Source organism: Rhodopseudomonas palustris (assembly GCF_003031265.1).
GTDB lineage: Bacteria > Pseudomonadota > Alphaproteobacteria > Rhizobiales > Xanthobacteraceae > Rhodopseudomonas > Rhodopseudomonas palustris_H.
Map to the genome: position 1 here is coordinate 3,130,155 of NZ_CP019966.1, position 23,105 is coordinate 3,153,259.

Annotated in this window: 21 protein-coding genes; 4 read left to right on the top strand and 17 right to left on the bottom strand. The window is 66.3% G+C overall.

Annotation, left to right across the window (positions count from 1 at the left end; translation table 11 throughout):
- Positions 1-166 precede the first annotated feature (166 nt).
- The 12 genes from RPPS3_RS14625 to RPPS3_RS14680 form a co-directional block, all read right to left on the bottom strand.
- On the bottom strand, positions 167-763 hold the full coding sequence (locus RPPS3_RS14625; protein ID WP_234819959.1) for a CAP domain-containing protein: 597 nt from the start codon (positions 761-763) through the stop codon (positions 167-169).
- A 122-nt stretch (positions 764-885) separates the two neighbouring features.
- Positions 886-2,190, bottom strand: a complete 1,305-nt coding sequence (gene serS, locus RPPS3_RS14630; protein ID WP_107344749.1) for a serine--tRNA ligase — start codon at positions 2,188-2,190, stop codon at positions 886-888.
- A gap of 111 nt (positions 2,191-2,301) precedes the next feature.
- On the bottom strand, positions 2,302-5,349 hold the full coding sequence (locus RPPS3_RS14635) for an autotransporter domain-containing protein (protein WP_107344750.1): 3,048 nt from the start codon (positions 5,347-5,349) through the stop codon (positions 2,302-2,304).
- 164 nt (positions 5,350-5,513) lie between these two features.
- A complete protein-coding gene (gene tatC, locus RPPS3_RS14640; RefSeq protein WP_107344751.1) occupies positions 5,514-6,317 on the bottom strand; it encodes a twin-arginine translocase subunit TatC in 804 nt (267 codons plus the stop codon).
- Complete coding sequence (gene tatB, locus RPPS3_RS14645) at positions 6,314-6,850, bottom strand: Sec-independent protein translocase protein TatB (protein WP_107344752.1); 537 nt, start codon at positions 6,848-6,850, stop codon at positions 6,314-6,316. The genes tatC and tatB overlap by 4 nt, the downstream gene beginning before the upstream one ends.
- Before the next feature lie 188 nt (positions 6,851-7,038).
- Positions 7,039-7,275, bottom strand: a complete 237-nt coding sequence (locus RPPS3_RS14650; RefSeq protein ID WP_011158398.1) for a twin-arginine translocase TatA/TatE family subunit — start codon at positions 7,273-7,275, stop codon at positions 7,039-7,041.
- A gap of 146 nt (positions 7,276-7,421) precedes the next feature.
- Complete coding sequence (gene scpB, locus RPPS3_RS14655) at positions 7,422-8,732, bottom strand: SMC-Scp complex subunit ScpB (RefSeq protein ID WP_107344753.1); 1,311 nt, start codon at positions 8,730-8,732, stop codon at positions 7,422-7,424.
- Between the two features lie 20 nt (positions 8,733-8,752).
- Positions 8,753-9,586, bottom strand: coding sequence for a segregation and condensation protein A (locus RPPS3_RS14660; protein WP_107344754.1), 834 nt, complete (start codon positions 9,584-9,586; stop codon positions 8,753-8,755).
- On the bottom strand, positions 9,583-10,608 hold the full coding sequence (gene nagZ, locus RPPS3_RS14665) for a beta-N-acetylhexosaminidase (protein ID WP_107344755.1): 1,026 nt from the start codon (positions 10,606-10,608) through the stop codon (positions 9,583-9,585). Before nagZ ends, RPPS3_RS14660 begins: the two co-directional genes overlap by 4 nt.
- A gap of 48 nt (positions 10,609-10,656) precedes the next feature.
- Entirely contained in the window at positions 10,657-12,297 is a 1,641-nt protein-coding gene (locus RPPS3_RS14670) for an SPOR domain-containing protein (RefSeq protein WP_107346613.1), read from the bottom strand.
- Positions 12,298-12,399: 102 nt separating this feature from the next.
- On the bottom strand, positions 12,400-14,193 hold the full coding sequence (gene argS, locus RPPS3_RS14675; protein WP_107344756.1) for an arginine--tRNA ligase: 1,794 nt from the start codon (positions 14,191-14,193) through the stop codon (positions 12,400-12,402).
- 51 nt (positions 14,194-14,244) lie between these two features.
- A complete protein-coding gene (locus RPPS3_RS14680; RefSeq protein WP_107344757.1) occupies positions 14,245-15,459 on the bottom strand; it encodes a deoxyguanosinetriphosphate triphosphohydrolase in 1,215 nt (404 codons plus the stop codon).
- A gap of 106 nt (positions 15,460-15,565) precedes the next feature.
- Here RPPS3_RS14680 and erpA point away from each other — a divergent pair, with 106 nt between their 5' ends.
- The 3 genes from erpA to RPPS3_RS14695 all read left to right on the top strand — a co-directional run bounded on the left by erpA (position 15,566) and on the right by RPPS3_RS14695 (position 18,202).
- A complete protein-coding gene (gene erpA, locus RPPS3_RS14685; RefSeq protein ID WP_107344758.1) occupies positions 15,566-15,898 on the top strand; it encodes an iron-sulfur cluster insertion protein ErpA in 333 nt (110 codons plus the stop codon).
- 229 nt (positions 15,899-16,127) lie between these two features.
- The gene (locus RPPS3_RS14690; protein ID WP_107344759.1) at positions 16,128-17,141 is read left to right on the top strand and encodes a cache domain-containing protein; all 1,014 of its coding nucleotides are present in this window, start codon (positions 16,128-16,130) and stop codon (positions 17,139-17,141) included.
- A complete protein-coding gene (locus tag RPPS3_RS14695) occupies positions 17,138-18,202 on the top strand; it encodes a neurotransmitter-gated ion-channel ligand-binding protein (RefSeq protein ID WP_107344760.1) in 1,065 nt (354 codons plus the stop codon). Before RPPS3_RS14690 ends, RPPS3_RS14695 begins: the two co-directional genes overlap by 4 nt.
- A gap of 26 nt (positions 18,203-18,228) precedes the next feature.
- On the opposite strand, the gene RPPS3_RS14700 is transcribed toward RPPS3_RS14695, so the two are convergent.
- From RPPS3_RS14700 to RPPS3_RS14710, 3 genes are all read right to left on the bottom strand, one after another.
- A complete protein-coding gene (locus tag RPPS3_RS14700; protein WP_107344761.1) occupies positions 18,229-18,966 on the bottom strand; it encodes a hypothetical protein in 738 nt (245 codons plus the stop codon).
- A 121-nt stretch (positions 18,967-19,087) separates the two neighbouring features.
- The gene (locus RPPS3_RS14705) at positions 19,088-20,047 is read right to left on the bottom strand and encodes a hypothetical protein (RefSeq protein WP_107344762.1); all 960 of its coding nucleotides are present in this window, start codon (positions 20,045-20,047) and stop codon (positions 19,088-19,090) included.
- Positions 20,048-20,209: 162 nt separating this feature from the next.
- Positions 20,210-20,545 carry a helix-turn-helix domain-containing protein gene (locus RPPS3_RS14710; RefSeq protein WP_107344763.1) on the bottom strand — a complete coding sequence of 112 codons (336 nt, stop codon included), beginning with the start codon at positions 20,543-20,545 and terminating at the stop codon, positions 20,210-20,212.
- 182 nt (positions 20,546-20,727) lie between these two features.
- Here RPPS3_RS14710 and xth point away from each other — a divergent pair, with 182 nt between their 5' ends.
- A complete protein-coding gene (xth, locus tag RPPS3_RS14715) occupies positions 20,728-21,519 on the top strand; it encodes an exodeoxyribonuclease III (protein ID WP_107346614.1) in 792 nt (263 codons plus the stop codon).
- A gap of 145 nt (positions 21,520-21,664) precedes the next feature.
- Here xth and RPPS3_RS14720 read toward each other — a convergent pair whose 3' ends face one another.
- Together RPPS3_RS14720 and RPPS3_RS14725 are read right to left on the bottom strand one after the other, a co-directional pair.
- Positions 21,665-22,486: a tetratricopeptide repeat protein gene (locus tag RPPS3_RS14720; RefSeq protein WP_011158411.1), complete on the bottom strand. Its 822-nt coding sequence runs from the start codon at positions 22,484-22,486 to the stop codon at positions 21,665-21,667.
- Positions 22,473-22,916, bottom strand: a complete 444-nt coding sequence (locus tag RPPS3_RS14725; RefSeq protein WP_107344764.1) for a hypothetical protein — start codon at positions 22,914-22,916, stop codon at positions 22,473-22,475. The genes RPPS3_RS14720 and RPPS3_RS14725 overlap by 14 nt, the downstream gene beginning before the upstream one ends.
- Between the last annotated feature and the right edge of the window lie 189 nt (positions 22,917-23,105).

Consider the following 23,105-nt stretch of genomic DNA (forward strand, 5'->3'; position numbering starts at 1 on the left):
GACAGCAACGTCGACGCGCATGACTTGGAAAATCCGCGATAATTGGCCATAGCAAGCAGGTGGACGCTTAGCGCCGCGCACTGTTCGAACTATTCCAATTATTTCCGGATGCGGCGTGTTGCCGAACGGTTCGGAAAGTCGCGCACGACGCGCTTTGCAATCAGTTTTAGAGGCAGAGGCCGAGCATCCGCACTGTGCAATCCCGTGCGGCGGAAGGTTTCGGGAGCTGCTTGCTCCAAGTGGCCGGCGGTTCGGCCGCGGCCTTGGCGCCTGCGGCCGATTTCGCCGGTTGTTTGCCCGAGGACTTGGCCGGCGGCTTTGCCTTCGACTTCGGTTTCTCGTCGCCGCCGGCGATCACCATCGCCCAATAAGTCCGGCCGCTCGCGCTCGACCGGACGCTGGCGACGCCGACCTTGGAGGCGCCTTTGAGTAGCAGGTTGGCGCGATGACCGGGCGAGTTAATCCACTGCTTCAGCGTGTTCGGAAAATCCGGATAGCCGTAAGCGATGTTCTCGGCGGCGCGCGACACCTTGGCCGGCGCGACGCGCGAGGTGAACGAGCCGCCGGCTTCGTGGCTGAGGACGTCCTTCGACGCCATCGCGACCGCCTGCCGCTGCGCGATCGCATTCAGCGTCGCGTCCATCACCACCTTGCCCTCGCCGTTCTTGGCGCGGAAATCGGAGATCATTTCGGCAGGCCCGGCAGCGAACGCAGGCAGCACAGAAACTGAAACGAAGAAGGTCACCGCAAGTATCAGCGTCATTGCGAGCGCAGCGAAGCAATCCAGAGCCCGGTGCACGGAGCTGGATTGCTTCGCCGATCCTTTCATCGGGCGACGCTTTGCGCCAACCCGTTGGCTCGCAATGACGGAGAGAGTCATCAGCCTTACGCCTTCGCGATCACCTTCAGCCCGCCCATATAAGGCTGCAGCACGTCGGGGACTGCGATCGAGCCGTCTTCCTGCTGATAATTTTCGATCACCGCGATCAGCGCACGGCCGACGGCCGTGCCTGAACCGTTCAGCGTGTGAACGAAACGCGGCTTGCCGTCCGGGCCACGCGAGCGCGCGTCCATGCGCCGAGCCTGGAAGTCGCCGCACACCGAGCACGAGGAGATCTCGCGGTACGCACCGCCCTCGCCCTGGCCCGGCATCCAGACTTCGATGTCGTAGGTCTTCTGCGAGGCAAAGCCCATGTCGCCGGTGCACAGCGTCATGACTCGGTAGTGCAGTCCGAGCCGGCGCAGCACTTCCTCGGCGCAGCTCAGCATCCGCTCGTGCTCGTCCTTCGATTGCTCCGGGGTGGTGATCGACACCAGCTCGACCTTGGTGAACTGATGCTGCCGGATCATGCCGCGAGTATCACGCCCTGCGGCACCGGCCTCGGCGCGGAAGCACGGCGTCAGCGCGGTGAGCCGCATCGGCAGCTCTTTCTCGTCGAGGATGGACTCGCGCACCAGATTCGTCAGCGAGACTTCGGCGGTGGGGATCAGCCAGTAGCCCTCGCCGCCGCTGCCGATTGCGCCGGCGGCAAACTGATCCTCGCGAAATTTCGGCAACTGCGCGGTACCGAACATCGCGTCGTCCTTCACCAGCAGCGGCGGATTAACCTCGGTGTAGCCATGGTCGCCGGTGTGGACGTCGAGGAAGAACTGGCCGATCGCGCGCTCAAGACGGGCGATGCCCTTCTTCAGCACGGTGAAGCGCGCGCCGCTCATCTTCGCGGCTGCTTGGAAGTCCATCATGCCGAGGGCTTCGCCGAGGTCGTAATGCGGCTTCGGCGTGAACGTGTAGCTCGGCTTTTCGCCGAAGCGATGGTGTTCGACGTTGCCGTGCTCGTCGGCGCCTTCCGGCACCTCGGCGAGCGGCAGATTCGGGATCTCCGACAGCGCCTTTTTCAGCGCCTCGTCGGCCTCCTTCACCGCGGCGTCGAGCGCCGGCATCGTGGTCTTCAGCTCGGTGACCTCGGCCATCAGCGCTTCGGCGCGGGCGTTGTCCTTGGCCTTCTTGGCGTCGCCGATCTCCTTCGACGCCGCATTGCGCCGGGCCTGCGCCTGCTCGGCGGCCTGCACCGCGGCGCGGCGGGCTTCGTCGAGCTTGATCAGGCTGTCGGCGATCGGCGCCAGACCGCGCCTCGTGAACGCTGCGTCGAAGGCCTGCGGATTGTCGCGGATCGCTTTGATGTCGTGCATGGAATCGCCTCGTCATGGCCGAGCCCGTCCCGGCCATTTCCGTTTTGCGGAGCAACGTCTGTAGAAGACGGCAATGCCCGGCACAAGGCCGGGCACGGCAACGGAGACCGGTCAGAACTGCCAGCTCAACAGGCCGCGGACCTGGTCGCGCCGGCCCCGCTCGCCGCGCTGGGCGGCGTACGATAGTCCGGCCCGGGCCTGCGGACCGAGCTGCAGATCGAAGCCGCATTCGACCAGCGCAGTGTCGCGATCGAGCGGCACGCCGGCGACCGCGAATGGCTCGGCGGTGCTGCGGAACGCCAGATCCGCGATCGGAGCCGTGGCGCCGAACGCGTGCTGCCACGACGCTGCCAACCGCGGCATCGCCACCAGACCGGGCGACAGCGTGAAGCTGGTGGTCAGCCGGCCGCCCAGCGTCGAAAAGCCGATGTCGTCGTTGCGGCTGGTCCCCGCCAGCGCGGTGATGCCACCGCCTTCGGCGAAAGCGTCGCGATGCAGATGCACCAGCGCCAGCGCGCCGAACGGCTCGGCGACGGCCTGCCCGACGGGCACGCGGTAGCCGATCTCGCCGAACGCCTGCGCGGTGGTGGCATCGTAGCGCGCACCGGCGATGTCGGTGACGCCGGGGAAACTCACCGAGCGGCTGGTCGACAGCGTGCTGAAGCTGGCGGCGGCGGCCGCACGCAGCCGCCACGGGCCGGCTTCACCGGACGCGTAACCAGCAAGATGCGCGGTATCGATATCGGCTGAACTGGCGCGGTCGCGGACCGTGACGGTGGAGCTCGTTGTGCCCCCAGCGAGGCCGACCTGCCAGCCGGAGCCGAACCGATAATCGACGCCGCTGACGAAGCCGGCGACCGAACTGGTCGCCTCCGCCGCATTGCCGTCGCTGCCATTGCGGCCCCAGGTCCCGATGCCCTGCGCCCACACGCTGGGGCCGGTGGCGAGCACCGTGTCGGCGCCCCCGCTCTGCCGCATCCGCCCGAGCACCGCCTCGCGCAGGAGCAGGCTGTCGTCGAGCAGCGCCGACTGGGCGCTGGCATGAACCTCGCCGGACAGCAGATCGAACGCGCGCGGCGCCCCGGCAGTCGACTGCGTGGCGATCAACAGGCCGAGCCCGCTCGCTGCCGGGCCGGCGTCGAGCGCATTGGCCACGGCGGCCTGATTAGCACTGGTCGCCAGGCTGGCGAACGGAACAGCGTTGCGGGTCAGCGTCAGCGTCACCGCGTTGGCCGAGGTGTTCAGCGACGCGGCGAGGAACGGCAGATCGTCGGTCACCGCACTCGCAAAGCTGCCGGTGATGCCGCCGGCCGCGGTGAGGATCGGATAGGCTTGGCCGAGGATCGGGCTGTGTCCGATCAAGCCGGCGATGACGGTGCCGCCCGATAGGTTCGCGGTGCCGCCGACCTGGATCAGATCCGCGGTGCTCCCCTCGACCTGCGCGAAGTAAGCGGTGCCCGCCGACACGCTGAGATTGCCGGAGACCTGAATGGTGCCGACCGAATGACCTGGCGACACGATCGAGCCGCCACGCAGATCGAGCGAGCCGAACGTGCCGGTTCCGCCGAGCCAACCGGCGTTGGTGAAGGCGCCGCTGCCGCTGAAGCTGCCATCGACCACGCCGGCATTGTAAACGGTGCCGTCGTTACTTAGCGCGCCGGTGAACGTGCCGCTCCGGCCGACGACGAAGCTCGCCCCAGACGCCACCCACAGCGGCCCGAGCAGACTGCCGCTGAGGCCGAGCGTGCTGCCGCTCTGGACCCGGGTGCCGCCGGTGTAAGTGTTGGCCCCCGCCAGCACCAGCGTGCCAGTACCTGCCAGCGTCAGTCCACCTGGGCCGAAGATGTCATTGCTCCAGACGTCGAACGCGTTGAGGCCGCCTTGCGACGCGTCCATCGTCACGGTGACGTTGCTGCGGAACGCGCCGTAGCCGCCGCCCGCAGCATACAGATTGAGCCGCGCCCAGCCGGTGCCGTTGTCGAGCGGACCACCCGACGGAAGCTCGGTGGTGGCGAGGATCTCGTCGAGCTGGGCGGTCGTCAGATACGGATAGCGCGTCGCGATCAGATAGTGCGCTTCCGCCGGCACCACGGGCGCAAGATCGGTCGGGCCGACCGACGGCAGATCGTAGGTCAGGAAATGCCGATAGGCCTGCGCCTGCTGCTGATAGCTGGCGGCGGTCGGGATCACCCCGCTGCTGAGGCAGGCAATCAGATTGGCGCACGCCGAGGCATAGGGCGAGCTGGCACCGCCGCCGAGATAGGCCTGCATCTCGGTCGCGAGCGACGACAGGTTCGTGGTGTTGAAATCAGCCGAGGCGTACAGCGGATTGCCGGCCAGCATGTTGGCGGTGACGTAGGTCGCCATGATCCGGCCGCCGATCACGTCGAGCGGATAGTGCGCCGCATAGACGTTGAGGTCGTACGAGAACTGCGCCGCCGCCATGACGAACTGCTGATAATAGCCCGGCGCCAGGATCGCGAACGGCACTGCGTTGGAGGTCGCGAGCATCGTATGGGCGCTCGGGAAATCGCCGACATTGGAGTCGCCGAGCACCCAGTTGATGTTGTACGCGCCGGGCGTCTGCTGGTTCTGCCACGCCAAATAGGACGAATTCTGCGGCGTGAACGGGTTGCTCAAGATCGCAGCGGAAACCTGATACGGCGGCGGATTGCCGTAGCTGTCGGTCTGGCCGGGCAGATACCCGTAAGCGTTGCCATAGACGTCGCTGGTGCCGAAATACGGCTTCATCGCCACGATCTGATTGCTGCCGATGATCGCGGCTTCCATCCGCAGGATCGAGGCCGGCAGCGTCGGCGCGGTCGGAATGCCTTGCGCATCGTAGCCATAAGCCGGATTGCCCGGGAATGCGCGCAGCAGCACGTTGGCCGGCACCGCCGGCAGGATCAGCACCGTGCCTGCGGCGATCTTCTCGGCCTGGGTCGAGTTCAGATAGATCTCGACCTGCTTGGCGAGATTGGCGTCGAGCACCGCCCGCCCCTGCGCGCTCGACAGCAGACTGTTGAATGGGGCCAGCAGCACCTCCTGGTCGGCGGCCTGCTGCGCACAGCGACCCGTGCAGCTCGTCTGCGCCCGCGCTGCGTCGATCGACGGCACCAGCGCCAGGACTACCAGGATCGCATGTTGGACAAGGCGCATAACGGCGCTCGGCGGTGGAGCAAACGGGCCAACCGACGAAGCCTCGCTGCATGCGCCAACATGCGGTCGATTCGGAAACTCGCGCAATGCTGACCGGGTTACCAGCCTAGCCCTGCCCGGCACGACCGCCGAAGCGGCAACTAACAATCACGAGCGGGGAAGGCTCAAGCCGCCGGGGTCGACGAGTCCGAGGTGTTCGACGCCTCCGCCGCAGCGCGCTTCTTCTCGACCATCGAAACCGCGATGATGGAGCCTTCGTACAGCAGCAGCAGCGGGATCGCGAGCGAAGCCTGGCTGATCACATCGGGCGGCGTCAGCACAGCTGCTATGATGAAGGCGCCGACGATGAAGTAGCGGCGCTTCTCCTTGAGCTGCTTGGCGGTGAGCACGCCGATCCGCCCGAGCAGCGTCAGGATCACCGGCAACTGGAACGCCAGGCCGAACGCGAAGATCAGCGACATCATCAGCGACAGATACTCGCCCACCTTGGGCAGCAACTGGATCTGCGCGGTTTCGGTACCGCCCATCTGCTGCATGCCGAGCGAGAACCGCACCAGCATCGGCAGCACCAGGAAGTACACCACCAGAGAGCCGAGCAGGAAGAAGCCCGGCGTGGCGATCAGGTAAGGCACGAAGGCGTTGCGCTCGTGCTTGTAGAGGCCCGGCGCGACGAATTTGTAGATCTGGGTGGCGATAATCGGGAACGAGATGAAGCCGGCGCCGAACATCGCCAGCTTGAGCTGGGTGAGGAAGTATTCGAGCAGCGCGGTGTAGATGAACTTGGAGTTCTCCGGCCCCGCGACCCAGACGAACGGCCAAACCAACACGTTGTAGATCTGCTTGGCGAAGAAGAAGCAGAAGATGAACGCGATGCCGAAGCCGAGCAGCGCCTTGATCAGCCGCGACCGCAGCTCGATCAGGTGGTCCATCAGCGGCGCCTTGGAGGCCTCGATATCCTCGGCACTCATGACGCTTTGGCGTCCTTCGCCGGCTCGGGATGCGCGAGATCCGGCGGCGCGGCATCAGGCGTGGCAAGCGCATGCGTTTCGGCGGCGACCGGCAGGTTCGCCGGCTCGGCGGCCTGCGCCTCGCGCACGATCGCCAGCGGCTCGGACGCCGCCGCATCGTGCTGGGTCGCCTCGACGAAGGTCTCCGCAGTCGGCTGCGCCGGCGTCGTCGGCTCGGTCGGCGGGGTATCGATGTTGGTGGCCTTGTCGAGCGCCATGGCGTCGGTGACCTGGCTCGACAGCTTGGTGAGCATGTTGTTGGTCGACAGCCCGCTGGTGGCTTCCTTGACCTCGTCGAACGACTTCTTGAGGTCGGCCATCTCGGCCTCGCGCATCGCTTCCTGGAACTGACCCTGGAATTCGGTGGCGAGCCGGCGCGCCTTGCCCATCCACTGCCCGACCGTGCGCAGCACGCCCGGCAGTTCCTTGGGGCCGATCGCGATCAGCGCGACCACCCCGATCACCATCAGTTCACTCCACCCGATGTCGAACATGAAACGTGCCGACTATGCCTCAATGCGCCCGCGCAACTGCCGGGACGCTTACGGGCGCGCCCCGCCGTCCCCGCGATGCGCTCACCCTTGTGTCATCCGGCGGCGCGTGCCGTCGCCGGATCAAGCGGCCCCGGCGCGGCGATGCCGCACGGGGCTCGAAGACGGATCAGGCGCGTTGCGACCGCGCTTCAGACCGCCTTGCTGCCGACGTCGGTGCGGTTGGTCGCGCCGGGCGTCGAGGTGTGGTCGATCGACTTCACCGGCTCGGACTTTTCGGCCGTCTTTTCATCGTCCTGCAAGCCCTTCTTGAAGGACTTGATGCCCTGGGCGACGTCACCCATCAGGTCCGAAATCTTGCCACGACCGAACAGCAGCAGGACGACCGCGATAACGACGATCCAGTGCCAGATACTGAGTGAACCCATCCTGCCTTCTCCCGAAACTCGACCGGCGCGCCAGCCCTATTCACTTGCGAAGCTAGGTGAAAGAGCCGCCCGAAACAAGGATTTAAGCTGTCGCAACGGCGAGTTGATCGCCGCTGATCCAGTTCCTTTCGAGGCGTAGCGCCGACTTATTGGTGCTGATCATCCTCGCCGTGGGCGTCGTGCTCAGCGTCCTCGTCGGAGCCTTCCGGCTCAGCGGTATCGAGTTCCGGAGCGTCGGTCTGGTCGGTCTCGTCTTCCCCGGTTTCGACGTCATCAGACGCGACGTCGTCCGCCTCGGCGACGACGTCCTCATCCTGATCATCCGATGCGACCAGTTCCACTTCGACGGTCTCGATCTCTATGCTGACGTCCTCCTCGGCATCGAAATCGCCAGAGTCGGCCTGTTCGGCTTCCAGCTCGCCATCGTCGACTTCGCCGACTTCGGCGGCGTCTTCGATCTCGCCGGTCTCGCCGGTCTCGTCGGCCTCCTCGGTCTCGGCGAAGCCGGTTTCGGCCTCGGCCTCATCGTCAGAGGTCTCGACAAAGCCGGTTTCGACCGGTTCGGCGTCGTCATGCGAGGTCTCGGCGAAACCGACTTCCGGCGCGGCCGCATCCTGCTCAGAAGCTTCGGCAACGCCCAGCTGGGCCTCGCCGATCTCCGCGGCGCTCACGGCCACGGCGGTTTCCGACGCCGCAGCTTCGGCGGCCCCGGCTTCGCCCTCCAGATCCAGCTCGGGGTCGGCTTGCGGCGCCAGCGCCAGGTCGAGATCGCCGGGCTCGAGCGGGTCTTCGTCTTCGCGCAGCGCTGGATCGTCCGACGGCGTCGGCACGCTGAAGCCGGTCGGCAGGCGGGTGTCGAGCAGGCCGGTGCCCTTGAGTTCTTCGAGGCCCGGCAGGTCGGTGAGCGACTCCAGGCTGAACTGCGACAGGAACGCTTCGGTGGTGCCGAAGGTCAGCGGCCGGCCCGGCGTCTTGCGACGGCCACGCGGCTTGATCCAGCCGGTCTCCAGCAGCACGTCGAGCGTGCCCTTCGAGGTCGCCACGCCGCGGATCTCTTCGATCTCAACCCGGGTGATCGGCTGGTGATAAGCGATGATCGCCAGCATCTCGATCGCGGCACGCGACAGCTTCCGCGTTTCGGTGGACTCGCGCGTCATCAGCCAGGCGAGATCGCCGGCGGTGCGGAACGTCCACTTGTTGGCAATGCGGACGAGATTCACGCCGCGACCGGCGTAGTCCTCCTGCAACTGCTTCAGCGCGACCTTGACGTCCACGCCTTCCGGCATGCGCTTGGCGAGCGCAGCCTGATCGAGCGGCTCAGGGGACGCGAACAGCAGGGCTTCGAGCAGACGCAGCTCCTCGGGCCGGGACTGCGGCTGCTGTTCGGCGCTGTCATCAGCGAGATGTTCGACCGGCTGTTCGAACTCCACGATGCGCTTCTCCGCCAGACTTGCCATGGCTCGGTCTCCTTCTTCCACTACCCGACCGGAGCATCCGGTAAGGCTGCCGCTTCCATCGCTGGAGACGGCGGACGCTTACGAAAATACAAAGGCGCCAAGGGGCCCGACTGATGCAGCTCGACCTCGCCCTCGCGCACCAGTTCGAGCGCGGCCGCGAAGCTCGACGCCAGCACGGTGGCGCGCTGGGTCGGATCGGGCATGTAGCGCAGCAAATATTCGTCGAGCCGGCTCCAATCCTCGGCGAGCCCGACCAGGCGCTCCAGCGACGCGCGCGCTTCGCTCAGCGACCACACCGTGCGCTTGGCAAGATGCACGGTGGTGAGCACGCGCGACTGGCGCTGCGACGCGTAGGCACTGAGCAGGTCGTACAGCGTCGCCGTGAATTTCGGATGCTTGATCTCGGCGATCTCTTCGACCTGACCACGCGGGAAGATGTCGCGATTGAGCTGGGCGCGGGTCATCAGCCGGTTGGCGGCTTCGCGGATCGCTTCGAGGCGGCGCAGCCGGTTGGCCAGCGCGTTCGCCATGTCCTCGGCGCTCGGACCTTCCTGGGCCGGCGGTTCCGGCAACAGCAGGCGCGACTTCAGGAAGGCGAGCCACGCCGCCATCACCAGATAGTCGGCGGCGAGTTCGAGCCGGATCTTCCGCGCTTCTTCGATGAACAGCAGATACTGATCGGCGAGCGCCAGGATCGAGATCTTATGCAGGTCGACCTTCTGCTGCCGCGCCAGCGTGAGCAGCAGGTCGAGCGGGCCTTCATAGCCCTCGACGTCGATGACGAGCGCGTCGTCCTGGTCGGCCTGCTGCTCGACAGGCCGGCCAGTCTCGAATTGCAGAATCTCAGCGGTCATGCGCCCACCTTTGCGCGGCCGATCAATGCGTCGAGTTCGGCACGCGCCGCCGCGCGGTCGAACGGCTGGGGAGCATGGCGGGCGGCCAGCGCCCCCTCGGCGCGGACCAGCGCCCTGCCCTGAAGCTCCGGAGTCTCGGCCACCACCTGGCGCATCTCGTCGAGCTTGCCGTTGCAATGCAGGACGACGTCGCAGCCCGCCGCGACGATCGCGCGGGTGCGCTCGGCGATGCTGCCGGCCAGCGCGTTCATCGAGACGTCGTCGCTCATCAGCAATCCTTGGAACCCGATCGATTCGCGAATCACCTGGTCGATGATTGTCGCAGAAGTGGTCGCGGGTTGGGCGGCATCGAGCGCGCTAAACACAACATGTGCAGTCATCGCCATCGGCAGATCGGCGAGCGGCCGGAACGCGGCGAAGTCGGTGCGGTCGAGTTCCTCGCGCGCCGTGTCGACCGTCGGCAGGCGATGATGGCTGTCGGCAGTGGCGCGGCCATGACCGGGGATATGCTTGAGCACCGGCAGCACGCCGCCCTGCGCCAGGCCGTCGGTGACGGCGCGGGCGATCGCCGCGACCTTGTCCGGGCTGGTGCCGTAGGCGCGGTCGCCGATCACCGCATCGGCGCCGGCGATCGGCACGTCGGCCAGCGGCAGGCAGTCAACGGTGATACCGAGCGCGGCGAGATCGTCCGCAATCAGCCGGGCGCTCAGCCGCGCGGCGGTCAGCCCGGCCTCGGGATCGACGTCGTAGAGCGCGGAGAACACCGCACCCGGCGGATACACCGGCCAATGCGGCGGTCCGAGCCGCTGCACCCGGCCACCTTCCTGGTCGATCAGGACCGGCGCGTCCGGGGAATCCACGGTTCCACGCAATTCTTCAACCAGCGCTTTGACTTGCGCCGGGTTGTCGACATTACGCTTGAACAGGATGAAGCCCCAGGGACGAGATTCGCGGAGAAATCCGCGCTCATCGTCGCTGAGGCTTAAGCCGGCAATACCGGTGATGAAAGCGCGCGGTGCCATACATGGCCGCTTAGCCCGCGCGCGCCTCCAGGGTCAAGGAAACCGCCGTTAATTCCTCTGGACGACGCACTGTCCGCCGGCACTTTTTAGGTTGCCGCAGACCTGTTGGGCCTGCTCGGCGGACGAGAACGGTCCGACCATCGCGCGGTAGTAGGTGCCCTTGCTGCCGAGATCCACCCGCTTGATCAGCGGCGGCTGCGATCCGAGCACGGACGGGAACTTGCTCTGCAGGCTGCGGTACGACGCCTTGGCGTCCGCCTCGTTGCGCTGCGACGACACCTGCACGACGTAGCCGCCGGAGGTGGCGGTCGGCTCTGACGCAGGCGCCGAGGCGACGCGCTGCGGCCGCGGCGCTGCGGTCTCGGCCGAATTCGGCGACAGCGACAGCGGCGTATTGCCCGCCGAGGCGTTGGCGTCGGCAACGCCGCGTGCGGGCGTCCGGGCGGCAGGCGCCGCGGTGCGGGCCGCACCGGCGGGCTGAGCCGCCGCATCGGCCTGATCCGGGCGGATGCTGTAGGTCTTGATCTTCCGCGGCTCGTCACCCGCCAGCGTGCCGTTGTTCGGCGGCGGCGTCAGGTTCGGCTTGGCACCGGGCGCGACGCTCGCGACCGGCGGCGGATTGGGGTTCTGGTTGAGCTGCGGCAGCACGACCCGCGGGCCCGAACCGGGCATCCGCGACGGATCGGCGGCCGGCTGCTCTTCCCGAGAAACCAACGCTTCGACGCCATTGCTGGACGCGAGGCGATCCTGGATCGGCTTACCGGCGTTGTCGTTGGACGGGCCCGGAATCTTGGTCGGGCTGGTATCAGCCTTGATCACCGGCGGTTCACCGGTGCGGGTGGTGCCGGCGAAGGTGCGATACGCCAGCGCGCCTCCGGTACCGACCACCGCAAGCGCGAGGATCGCGACCACCGTCACCATCGTATTGCGGCGCGGCTTCAGTGCACCCTGCTCGGCTTGATCGTCGTAGCCGTCTTCGTATCCGTATGGCGACTCCTGGTAGCCGCCGATCGGCGCGGGATCGGCCGGAAGCTGACCGTACAGCGCCTCGTCGTAGCGATCAGGCTCCAGCGACGTCGCAGGAAGCGGTTCGAATTGCGGGTCGTAGTGCACGCGATCCGGCGGCGGCAGATCGAGCTGACGCTGCTCCGGCGGCGCCGGCGGCGCCGGCGGCGTCGGGTCGAACCGCGGATCGAGCGAGCGCAGATCCATCGCGGGCTGTTCGATCGGCCGCATCTGCAATGGGTTCGGATCAATCGGCGGCTGGATCGCCGGCGCGCGCTCGAAGCTCGGAGCCTCAGCGCGGCGCGGCGGTGCCGCATTGATGAATGACGGCGGCCGGCTGAAATCCGGCTCCGGTGCAAAGGTCGGCTCCTGGGTGCGCGCCGGCTCAGGCGCACGGGTTGTCTGGCGATGCTGCATCCACGATGGCATCGGCGGCGGCGACAACTCGTCCTCGGCCTGCGGCGGCACCGGACGGCTGGCGCGGAAATCGGTGGAGCGCGTCTGCGGTGCGACCGGCGGCGCCGGCTCGGTGCGCGGAGCGGTCTGGCCGAACGGATCGGTCTGACCGATCAGGCGCGCGAGTTCGGCGAGCGGATCGTTTTCCGGCTTCTGCGGATAGCGGGACGACGCCCGGCTGTCGTCATCGTCCAGCGGAAAAGGTCGGCTCTGATATCGATCCGTCATCGTGATGTCGCGTCCCATTCGGGAAAGCTGCCCAAGGCGCCCTCGCAGACGACACGGCCGCTCTCACAAGCCGCTCCAGATCCCCATCTGACGGCCGATCCCCTATCGCATCTCGTCCGGCGCAGTGACGCCGAGAATGGCGAGCCCCGAGGCCAAAACCGAGACGACGCCTTGGACCATCGCCAAGCGCGCCCTGGTAATCTCTGCATCATTATTGATAATGAAGCGTAAATGAGGCAAATCGCGGCCATGCGTCCAAAGCGCATGAAATTCGCTCGCGAGCTCATTGAGATAAAACGCGATTCTGTGCGGCTCGTGAGCCTGGGCGGCGGCTTCGACGATCCGCGGATAGAGCGCAAGTCGCTTCAATAGTTCGAGCTCGGCCGGATCGTTCAGGCGCTCCAGCGGCGCCTGCCGCAGCATCGCAGCCCGCACCTTCGAATCCTCGGGCAGATCCGGTACCACCTCCCGCGCGTTGCGGAAGATCGAATGGCCGCGCGCGTGGCCGTACTGGACGTAGAACACCGGATTGTCTTTCGACTGCTCGATCACCTTGGCGAGGTCGAAGTCGAGCACCGCATCGTTCTTGCGGAACAGCATCATGAAGCGGACGGCGTCGGAACCAACCTCATCCACCACTTCACGTAACGTGACGAAGTCGCCGGCCCGCTTGGACATCTTCACCGGCTCGCCGTTGCGCAGCAGCCGCACGAGCTGAACGATCTTAACGTCGAGCGCGCCCTTGCCGGCCGTCACCGCCTGGATCGCGGCCTGCATCCGCTTGATATAGCCGCCGTGGTCGGCGCCCCAGACGTCGACCATGTTGGCGAAGCCGGCGTCGAACTTGACCTTGTGATAGGCGATGTCGGACGCGAAGTAGGTGTAGGAGCCATCCGACTTCAGCAGCGGCCGATCGACGTCGTCGCCATAGGCGGTGGCGCGGAACAGCGTCTGTTCGCGGTCCTCATAGTCTTCCACCGGCGCGCCCTTCGGCGGCGGCAGCCGGCCCTGATACACGTCGCCCTTGGCACGCAGGAACTCGATGGTCTCGGCAACGCGGTTGCGGCCGCCTTCGATCAGCGAACGCTCCGAGAAGAACACCTCGTGGGTGATGTTCAGCGCGGCAAGGTCGCCCTTGATCGCTTCCATCATCATCGCGATCGCCTTGGCGCGGACGGTCGGCAGCCACTGCGCTTCCGGCAGTTCCTTGAGCGACGCGCCGTGCTCGGCTTTCAGCGCCTCGCCGACCGGCTTGAGGTAATCGCCCGGATACAGCCCTTCCGGAATCTCGCCGATCGCCTCGCCGAGCGCTTCGCGGTAACGCAGGAAGGCGGAGCGCGCCAGCACGTCAACCTGGGCGCCGGCGTCGTTGATGTAGTACTCGCGGGTGACGGCAAAGCCGGCGGTGTCGAGCAGATTGGCCAGCGCATCGCCGAACACCGCGCCGCGGCAGTGGCCAACATGCATCGGCCCGGTCGGATTGGCCGAGACGTATTCGACGTTGACCTTCTCGCCGCCGCCGATGGTGCTGCGGCCGTAACCTGTGCCAGCGTCGAGCACGGCGCGCAGCGCCTCCGCCCACACCGCCGGCTTCAGCGTCAGGTTGATGAAGCCGGGCCCGGCGATCGCGACCTGGTCGATCAGCTCCTCGGCGCGCAGCTTGTCGGCGATCTTGTCGGCGAGATCGCGCGGCTTGGCCTTGGCGTCCTTGGCCAGCACCATCGCGGCGTTGGTCGCCATGTCGCCGTGGGAGGCGTCCTTTGGCGGCTCGACCACGATACGCGACAGGTCGATCCCGGCGGGCAGAGCGCCCTCTTCGATCAGCGCCCCGCACACAGCGTGCACGCGCGACAGGAGACGGGCGAAAAGATGCGTGGACATCGGGAGCTCGGCCATATCTGACAAGGGGAAAATGGAGCGGCCGTTTCGGGCCGGTCGAGGCGCCGCCTAACGCAAATCCGGGGTCGAGTCAAAAAGCCGCTGATGCTCGGCGAGCGCGTAGCGGTCAGTCATCCCGGCGATGAAATTGCGAATCCGCAGCAGCCGGTCGGCTTCGCACTCGGCCACCGGGCCGTTGGCCGGCAGCCAGTCCGGCGGCAGGTCCGACGGATGGTCGCAATAGCGCTGAAACAGGTCGGCGACGATCGCCTCGGCGTCACGCATCACCTTCATCACCCGCTCGGCGCGGTACATCCGGGTCCATAGGAACGCCTTGATCTCGGCCTCGGCTTTGGCTGTCTCGGCCGGAAACGCCACCAGCGCCCGCTCCGCACGGCGAACGTCATCCGCCGAGCCCGGCCCCGCCTCGCTGATCCGACGCTCCGCCTCGGCCGCGACCGTGCCGATGAAGTGCGAGATCAGCTCGCGCACCAGCTCGGCGCCGCGCCGGCCGTCGTCGAGCCCCGGATAGCGCTTATCGATCGCGGCGATAATCCGCGCCGCCAGCGGCACCTCCACCAGATCGTCGATGCCGAACAGGCCGGCGCGCAGGCCGTCGTCGATGTCGTGGGCGTCGTAGGCGATGTCGTCGGCGATCGCCGCCACCTGGGCCTCGAGCGAGGCGAAGCTCCACAGCTGCAGATCGAAGCGCTGGTTGAACTCGGTGATGCCGCGCGGCACGCCATGCTCGGCATAACGCGGCAGCGGCGCGCCGGCGCGGTCGGTGAGCGGGCCATTGTGCTTGACCACGCCTTCCAGCGTCTCCCAGGTCAGGTTGAGCCCGTCGAACTCGGGATAGCGGTGTTCGAGTGCCGTCAGCACCCGCAGCGTCTGCGCATTATGGTCGAAGCCGCCGGCATCCTTCAGGCAAGCGTCGAGCGCGCGCTCGCCGGCGTGGCCGAACGGCGGATGGCCGAGGTCGTGGGCCAGCGCCAGCGTTTCGGTGAGGTCTTCGTCGAGCCCGAGCTGGCGGGCCAGCGCGCGGGCGATCTGCGCCACTTCGAGGCTGTGGGTCAGCCGGGTTCGGTAGTGATCGCCTTCGTGAAAAACGAAGACTTGGGTCTTGTGCTTCAGCCGGCGAAACGCGTTGGAATGGATGACGCGGTCGCAATCGCGGCGAAACGCGCTGCGGATCCGGCTCGGCGGCTCATGGAATTGCCGGCCGCGGCTGTGGTCCGGATCGCAGCCAAAGGCTGCACGGGGAGCTGCCATACCGACCGACACGCGCGCGACTCGTCCTTCAACGTTTGATTCTGCGGTGCGGCGCACTTAACTATTGTTGGCAAAGAAATCCAATGACGGGCCCTGCCCGACGACACGGAGCGGCGAGATGACGGAATCAAGCGTCACCATCAGCGAACGCGCGGCGCGCCGGATCGGCGAAATCCTCAAGGGCGAAGGCCAGGGCGCGATGCTGCGGATCAGCGTCGAAGGCGGCGGCTGCTCTGGCTTCCAGTACAAATTCGACGTCGACCGCACCAAGACCGACGACGATCTGGTGATCGCCAGGGATGGCGCGGTGGTGCTGGTCGATTCCGCCTCGGTTCCCTTCCTGGCCGGCTCGGAAGTCGACTTCGTCGACGACCTGATCGGCGCCTCGTTCCGGGTCAACAACCCGAACGCCACCGCCTCCTGCGGCTGCGGCACCAGCTTCTCGATCTGACGACCTCGCCGACAGGACGGTTGCGGCGGCTGGGTAGCACCCGCAGCCGTTGGCTTTGAGACGCTCGGTCAAGACAAACGTCCCCTGCCGTACCTTCTGCTCTTGGTTCCGGTTCCCAATTCCGCTAAGGCGCGGCCAAAGAACCCTCCGAACGACCTTTTGGCAGCGCGCGATGCCCCGCGCGCTGCGCGCCATGTCGAGGATGGGTCAACAGCCCCCGGAAACCTCGATGTCGTCGCCTCCCAGCGTTCCCCGTGTGCCTCTGCGCGTCTCCAGCGTCCAAGCCGGCATGATCACAGCGCTGGTGCTGGCGCTGAGCTTCGGCGCCATGCTCGCCCTCACCTTCTCGATGCAAAACGACGTGATCGCGCGGGACCGCGATCACCAGATGGCGGCGGTCAGCCAGGCGATCACCGCCGCGCTCGACGAAGCCGGACGGTTCGCGCTGACCCAGGCGGAGACCACGGCACGGCAGCGCGCCGTCGCGCGTGCGCTTGCCGCCGGCGACCGCGCCGCGCTGACGGAGCTCACGGCCGCCCCTTATGCGTATCTGAAAAGCCAGGGCGTGCCGGTGTTCGGCTTTCACGCCGCCGACATGACTTATCTGTTGCGGCTGCATCTGCCGGATAAGTTCGGCGACGACCTGACGAAGTTTCGGCAGATGGTGCTCGCCGCCAACAAGACGCGGCGCTCGCAGGTCGGCCTGGAGATTGGCGTCGCCGGCACCTTCGTGCGCGGCATCGCGGTGATCAACGACGGCGACCGCTTCGTCGGCACCGTCGAGGCCGGCCTAAATCTCGAGCCGATCCTCGAACAGGTGAAGACGCTGACCAATGCCGATATCGCGGTGGTGCTCAGCCAATCACTGGCCGAGCTGCCACCGCGTGGGCCCGGCGACAAGGGAGAACAATTCGGCGACCTGATCGCGCTCGCTTCGACCGATACACCGCTGTTCACCGGCCTGTTGCGCGACGGCGCGATCCGCCTCGCCCGCACCCGCGAGATCAGCCCGTATCGGATCGGTGGCGAGACCGGCGCGATCCTGGTGCAACCGTTGATCGACTTCTCCGGCCGGATGATCGGCAACATCGCCGCGGTGAAGAGCTTCCCGTCGCACGGCGCCGCGTTGCAGCGGACCCGGATCGAACTGATCGCGGCGGCGCTGATCGGCACCGTGCTCGCCTTTGTCGCCTTCTCGCTGTTGGCCCGGATGCTGAGGCCGCGCGACGAGGCCCAGGCATGAAGTCACTGCTGGCGGCTCTGCTGATCGTTTTATTCGCGCTGTGCGGCGCGCCCGCATCCGCGGCGAGCTCGCCGCCCGAAGGGCTGCCCGAAGGCGTCGAGCTGCCGGTCAAGGTCCGCATCGGCCTGCGCGTACTCGACATCACCGAAATCCGCGAGGTGATCGGCCGCGCGCGGTTGTACATCGAAGTCACCCAGCGCTGGACCGATCCGCGCCGGCGGTTCGATCCGCTCGACGCCGGCACCTCGCGGATCGACCGTGTCGGCGCCGAAGCTCGGCAGTATATCGCCGGGATCTGGACGCCGGGTCTGGCGATCGACAATCAGCTCGGCGAGCCGCGCGCCAAGGCCGATGCCGTCTCGGTCTATTCGGACGGCAGCGTGGTGCTGGTCGAACGCTACGAGGCAGATTTCCGGGTCGGCGTCGACATGGCGGCGTTTCCATTCGACCGCCAGCGGCTGTCGCTGTCGTTCTCGCTGCCGCGCTACGCCAAGCAGGACGCGATGCTGGTGACCACCGAGACCGACCGGCTGTTCTCGCGGATCGAACCGAAACTATCGGTGATCGATTGGCGCCCGCTCGACCTGACGTTCTTCTACGACGAAGCCGCCGGCTGGAACGCGCGGGCGTATTCTCGGCTGAACGCGACCGTCGGAATCGAGCGGCTGTCGGAGCGCTATCTGCTGCGGCTGTTCATCCCGATCGTCTCGACCTTGGCGGTGTCGCTGTTCGTGCTGTGGATCCCCGGTACCGCGCCCAAGGATCACGGCAGCCTGGTGTTCTCCGCCCTGCTGGCGCTGGCGGCGATCAGCTTCACCTACGAGGCGAGCTTTCCAGGCTCGATCTCGCTGAACACGCCGATCGCGAAGATCATCTCGCTCGGCTATTTCTATCTCGTGGTGGTGGTGCTGATCGACGCGCTGCTGTGGAAGCCGCGCAGTGATCCGGCCTCGCGCTATCACGTCCTCGCCATGGGACTGCGTTCACACTGCCGCTGGGCGCTACCGTCGATCATGGTGATCGTCTGCCTCGCGCTGGTGTTGCGGGGACTGCCGGGATAGCAGAGCGTTTTGGCGCGGCGCGCGCGTCAGGACGTTGTAAATTCGGACTTCACGATCAGACCGAGCTTGCCGTCCTTCAGTCGTCCAGCCACCATGTTCTTGACCGTCCAGGTGCCATCGGTGTTGTAGCTGACATCGAACGCCGTGTAGCCCGCCGCGGCATCGCACAGCGCCGCGGTCGGCGACAGGGACGCAAAGCTCAACACCGTGCCGGCGACGTACTTGCCGGTCTGGACATAGAACTTCAGCGACGGGGTACAGTCCAGCCGCGCGTTCGGCGACGCCGTCACGAAATTGGACAGCAGGATCCCACCGGCGAGCGACTGCATGGCCACGCCGGCGTTGTAGTTGGTCAGCGTCGGGTCGAACACCGCGGTGACGATCCGGAACGCGCCGACCGGCACGTCGTCGGTTGACGTCGGCATCGACAGGCCGAGCGACGGCGACACCGACATTGTCGTGGTGTTGTTGATCGGCGTCCCTTGCGCCGGCGTCAGCTCGATCGCGCGAAGAGCGCCCGCCTGCCCGACCGGTTGGCCCGGCGTTGGCGGGGCAATCTGCTGCTGAACGCCGGCGTAGGATTTCGGCGTGAACATGAAACTGAGCACAGCGCCGGACGTGGTGTAAGGCAGCAAAGGCTGACCGCACAGGCTGCTGACATAGACCTGAGCGCCGGTCGAATACTGCGCGGGCTGCTGGAAGAAGCAGAAATCCAGCGAAGCATTGCTGTTATTCTTGAGATTGATGGTGATCGTCGTCGCCATGACTGTCGCGTCGCTTCCGTCGTCTTCGTCAACGCGAATGGCCGGAGGCGCCATCGCCTCCGGCCGTGACTAAGCAGTACCGCCGGTTCAGGCTCTAACCGACCAAGAGCTTAGCTCGCTCTTAGTCGAACACCGCGGTATTTCCGGTGATATCCGTGCATGTCACCCCCTGATACCGGCCACCGGCCGGGCCGACCTGGTAGTCGCGGTTCCGAATGATCGCGCCCGGCGCCGTGAGGTTGGTCACGGTGATCGGGCGCAGGAAATTCGCCGCCAAGCCCGATGAAACCAGTCCCGTACCTGCCTCGTTGAGAACCTCGGCAATCAGGGCCGCCGCGCTCAGTTCGGTCGTGAAGGATGATTTCTCGATCAGACCGCGGCTGCCGTTGGCGAGCTGAGACACCGCCATATTTTTCACCGTCCAGGTGCCGTTGGAGTTGTAGCTGACGTTGAACGTGGTGAAGCCGGGGGTCGCGTCGCAAAGCGCCGCCGTCGCCGACGACGAGGTGAAATTCATCACCGTTCCGGCAGTGTAGTCGCCGGTCTGCACGTAGAACTTGATGATCGGTTGGCAGTCGAGATGCGTGTTCGGCTGAGCGGTGACGAAGTTCGACAGCGTGATCGCGCCGGTCAGCGATTGCACCGCCGATCCGGCGCTGTAGTTCATCAGCGCAGGATCATACACCGGGGTGTTGATCCGGAACGAGCCGGACTGCGGGTCCTGCGTCGTGAACGCCGGTGACAGACCCAGCGACGGATCAACCGTCATGTTGGTCGTATTCTTCGTGGGCGTCCCGCCGGACGCCGGGGTCAGGTCGATCGCCTGAATCGCACCGAGCTGCCCGGACGGCTGTCCGATCTGCGGCGGCTCCACCTGCTGCTGCACACCAGCATAGTACTGCAGGATCATGGTGAAGCTCAGCACCGACCCCGAAGTCGAATACGGCAGCACCTCCCGACTGTAGAGGCTGTTGGTGTAGACCTTGGGGCCGCCGGAATAGACGGCCGGCTGCTGAAAGAAGAAGAAATTCTGAGAGTTAGGGCTGTTGTTGGTGACGTTGATGGTGATTTTGGTGGCCATGGTGGTCTCCTGGCGGGCTACGGGGTGGGGTTGAACCCTCGGACTTTATACAACCGAGAGTTGCATCACCGTAACGCAGGCACCCATCGCAAAATGCAACTTATGATTGCATTGCGTGCAAACTACAGCCGCTCAACTTGCGCGGGCGGCAACTTCCGTCGCTCAGAGGTCCGAGACCTCGGGGAATAACGAGGCGATGAAAGCGATCAGGAGCGTCTTGGAGCGCTCCGACATCCGCATCTCGGCTCGCCGGACGCAGCTGACGAGTCTCGAATCAGCTGGCTCGGCACGTGGCGGGAGGGCGTGGCCGTCGATCCGGCCGCGGCCGGTCAGGAACCAGTCCAGCGAGATGTCGAGAACGCCGCACAGCAGCACGGCGTGATCGACCGAGATCGGGCCGTTGTTCTTCCAGCGGGTCACGGTGCTTTCGTTGACGCCCATGGCGAAGGCCAAGGCATGTTGCTTGGTCATGCCCCTGAGCTGCATGGCTTCGACCATCCGTGCTCCGCGACTCGACATGCCCGGCGCTCCGCTCTCGGCTGTTCGCGCTGCCGTGGACGATCGCGCAGCGGCTCACAGCGATCGCCGCGCCGATTTGCGTCCGACGTGGATTGCTCTATCACAGCGCTGCACGGCACGATCTGCCGCGGCGCAAATCATCCCGGGCAACGGACGGCGCGATGCGGATTGCGACTTGGAACGTCAACTCGGTCCGGCAGCGGCTGGACCATCTGGTCAGCTGGCTGCAGGACTGCCAGCCCGATGTGGTCTGCCTGCAGGAAATCAAATGCGTCGACGAGGCGTTTCCGCGCGAGCCGATCGAGGCGCTCGGCTACAACGTCGTCACCCACGGCCAGAAGACCTTCAACGGCGTGGCACTGCTGTCGAAATATCCGCTGGAAGAAGCCAATCCGGGCCTCGCCGGTGACGATGCCGACGTCCATGCCCGGTTTCTCGAGGGCGTGGTGTCTTTGAAGCGCGGCGTCGTCCGTGTCGCCTGCCTGTATCTGCCGAACGGCAACCCGGTCGGCACCGAGAAGTATCCCTACAAGCTGAGCTGGATGGCACGGCTGCGCGACTACGCCCAGCAGCGGCTGAAGACCGAGGAGCCGCTGATCCTGGCCGGCGATTTCAACGTCATCCCGCAGCCGGAGGACGTCCACAATCCGGCCGCCTGGACCGAGGACGCACTATTCCGCCCGGAGACCCGGGAGAGCTTCCAGACCCTACTCGGCCTCGGCCTCACCGACGCCCTGCGTGCCACCACCGATGCGCCCGGCCAGTACACCTTCTGGGACTACCAGGCCGGCGCCTGGCAGAAGAACTGGGGGCTGCGGATCGACCACCTGCTGCTGTCGCCGCAGGCCGCCGACCGGCTGCGCCACGTCGGCATCGACAGTTATGTGCGCAATTGGGAAAAGCCCTCGGACCACGTCCCGGTCTGGGCGGATCTCGACCTCGAAGCAGCGTAGCGACGTACGCGCAATCTCATTGGCAGTCGGAGGAGAGCCGCGCAGCGGCGGCCACGAAGGATGACCAAAGGCCCTGCGCTCACCGTCACCTTCGACGGCTCGCGTCGTTCGCCACCTCTGGGGAAAGCGAACGTGGCGGGATCAATCAGTCCCGGCGGCCCTGGACCCAGTGCTCGAGCATCTGCAGCGCCATCACCCGGTCGTCGTCGGACGCCTTGGAGAAGGCCTTGTTGTAGCTGTCCTTGATCCAGGCCTCTTCCGGCGTCGCGGCATCGCGGGCCAGGGTTAGCCACATCAGGCCGCGGGCGGCCTGGCGGGGCAGCTTCTCGCCGTTGAACAGCAGCTGGCCGAGCATGGCCTGGGCCTGATGCTGGCCCTTCTGGGCGGCGAGGCCGAGCCAGCGCGCGCCATAGCGGAAGTCGCGCGGCACCCCGACGCCGTCGATGTACAGCCGGGCCAGATCGTACTGCGCGTCGGCATTGCCGAAATACGAGGCGGCGTAGGAGAACATCTCGCGCGCCCGCTCCGGATCGCGCTTGACCTTCGAATTCGGGATGCCGTCGAGATAGTAGCGGCCGAGCGCCACAAAGGCGTTGGCGACGATCGCGGCCTGCGGCGCCGACGGACTGTCCTCGGCGTGGGCGTTGGCGATCTTGCTGAAATAGTCGAACGCGCGCAGGTCGTCCTGGTCGACGCCGTTGCCGTCGGCATACATCTTCCCGAGCCGCCACTGGGCGATCGGGTGACCGCCTTCGGCGGCATACTGCAAGGCGGTGAGCGAAGTGGTCGAGGGCGCCGCCGGAAGCGCCTTCTTCAGCGCCGGCGCGGTGGCCGGCTGGCTGGTGGCGACCGGGATCGCGGTGTCCTCCGGACGAACCGGGGTGCCTTCGAACGCAGCCGCCGGGACGGCGCTCGCTCCTGCGCCGATCAGCAACGCGGCAAAAACGCTACGCTTAAAATTCCGCATCGCACATCTCGCGGGTCACCCCCGGTGTGGTCGCAACGACCCGCCGGCTTTCCATCCAACACGCTCCCGCCCTCTCCTCTGTCGCGGCAACACCCGTTTCGGACGGGTCGGTTGCCAACGCTGCGGCGGTCAAATTTCTGTCACGGCCGCGACCGGCCGTCGGCTGTTCGACGGTCAGGTGATCGCACCTTATGTGGCCATGATTGCGCAAGATCGTCGCCGGGAGCTGGGCAACCTCACCATCGCCCTGCTGTTTGGCGAGATGACGGCCGAGCCGCTGCAAATCCGCGGCAGACAGTGACTTTTTGAAGACGTGAATTTGGGAGCCGAGGCCGAGCAAGCCCGCACTAACCGCTCCCGACAGGTTCGCGGCGCCGCCAGTGACCTGGTGGCTCGTCGGCATCGACCTCATCGGCGTCGTGGCGAACATTCGCGAACTCGTCTTTCCGGCCGCCTCGCTATCGGGCTTCCGGACCCTCCCGGTAAGACCATCGACCTGCGCTCGGCTTAGGTCTGATGATCTCATTGACCGGTGTGGCCAAAAAGCGGCGTGTGCAAGAGCGACCGTCAAAGACGGTTAAATGATGCGGAACTGTTGCGGCATAGCAACAAGAGTGTC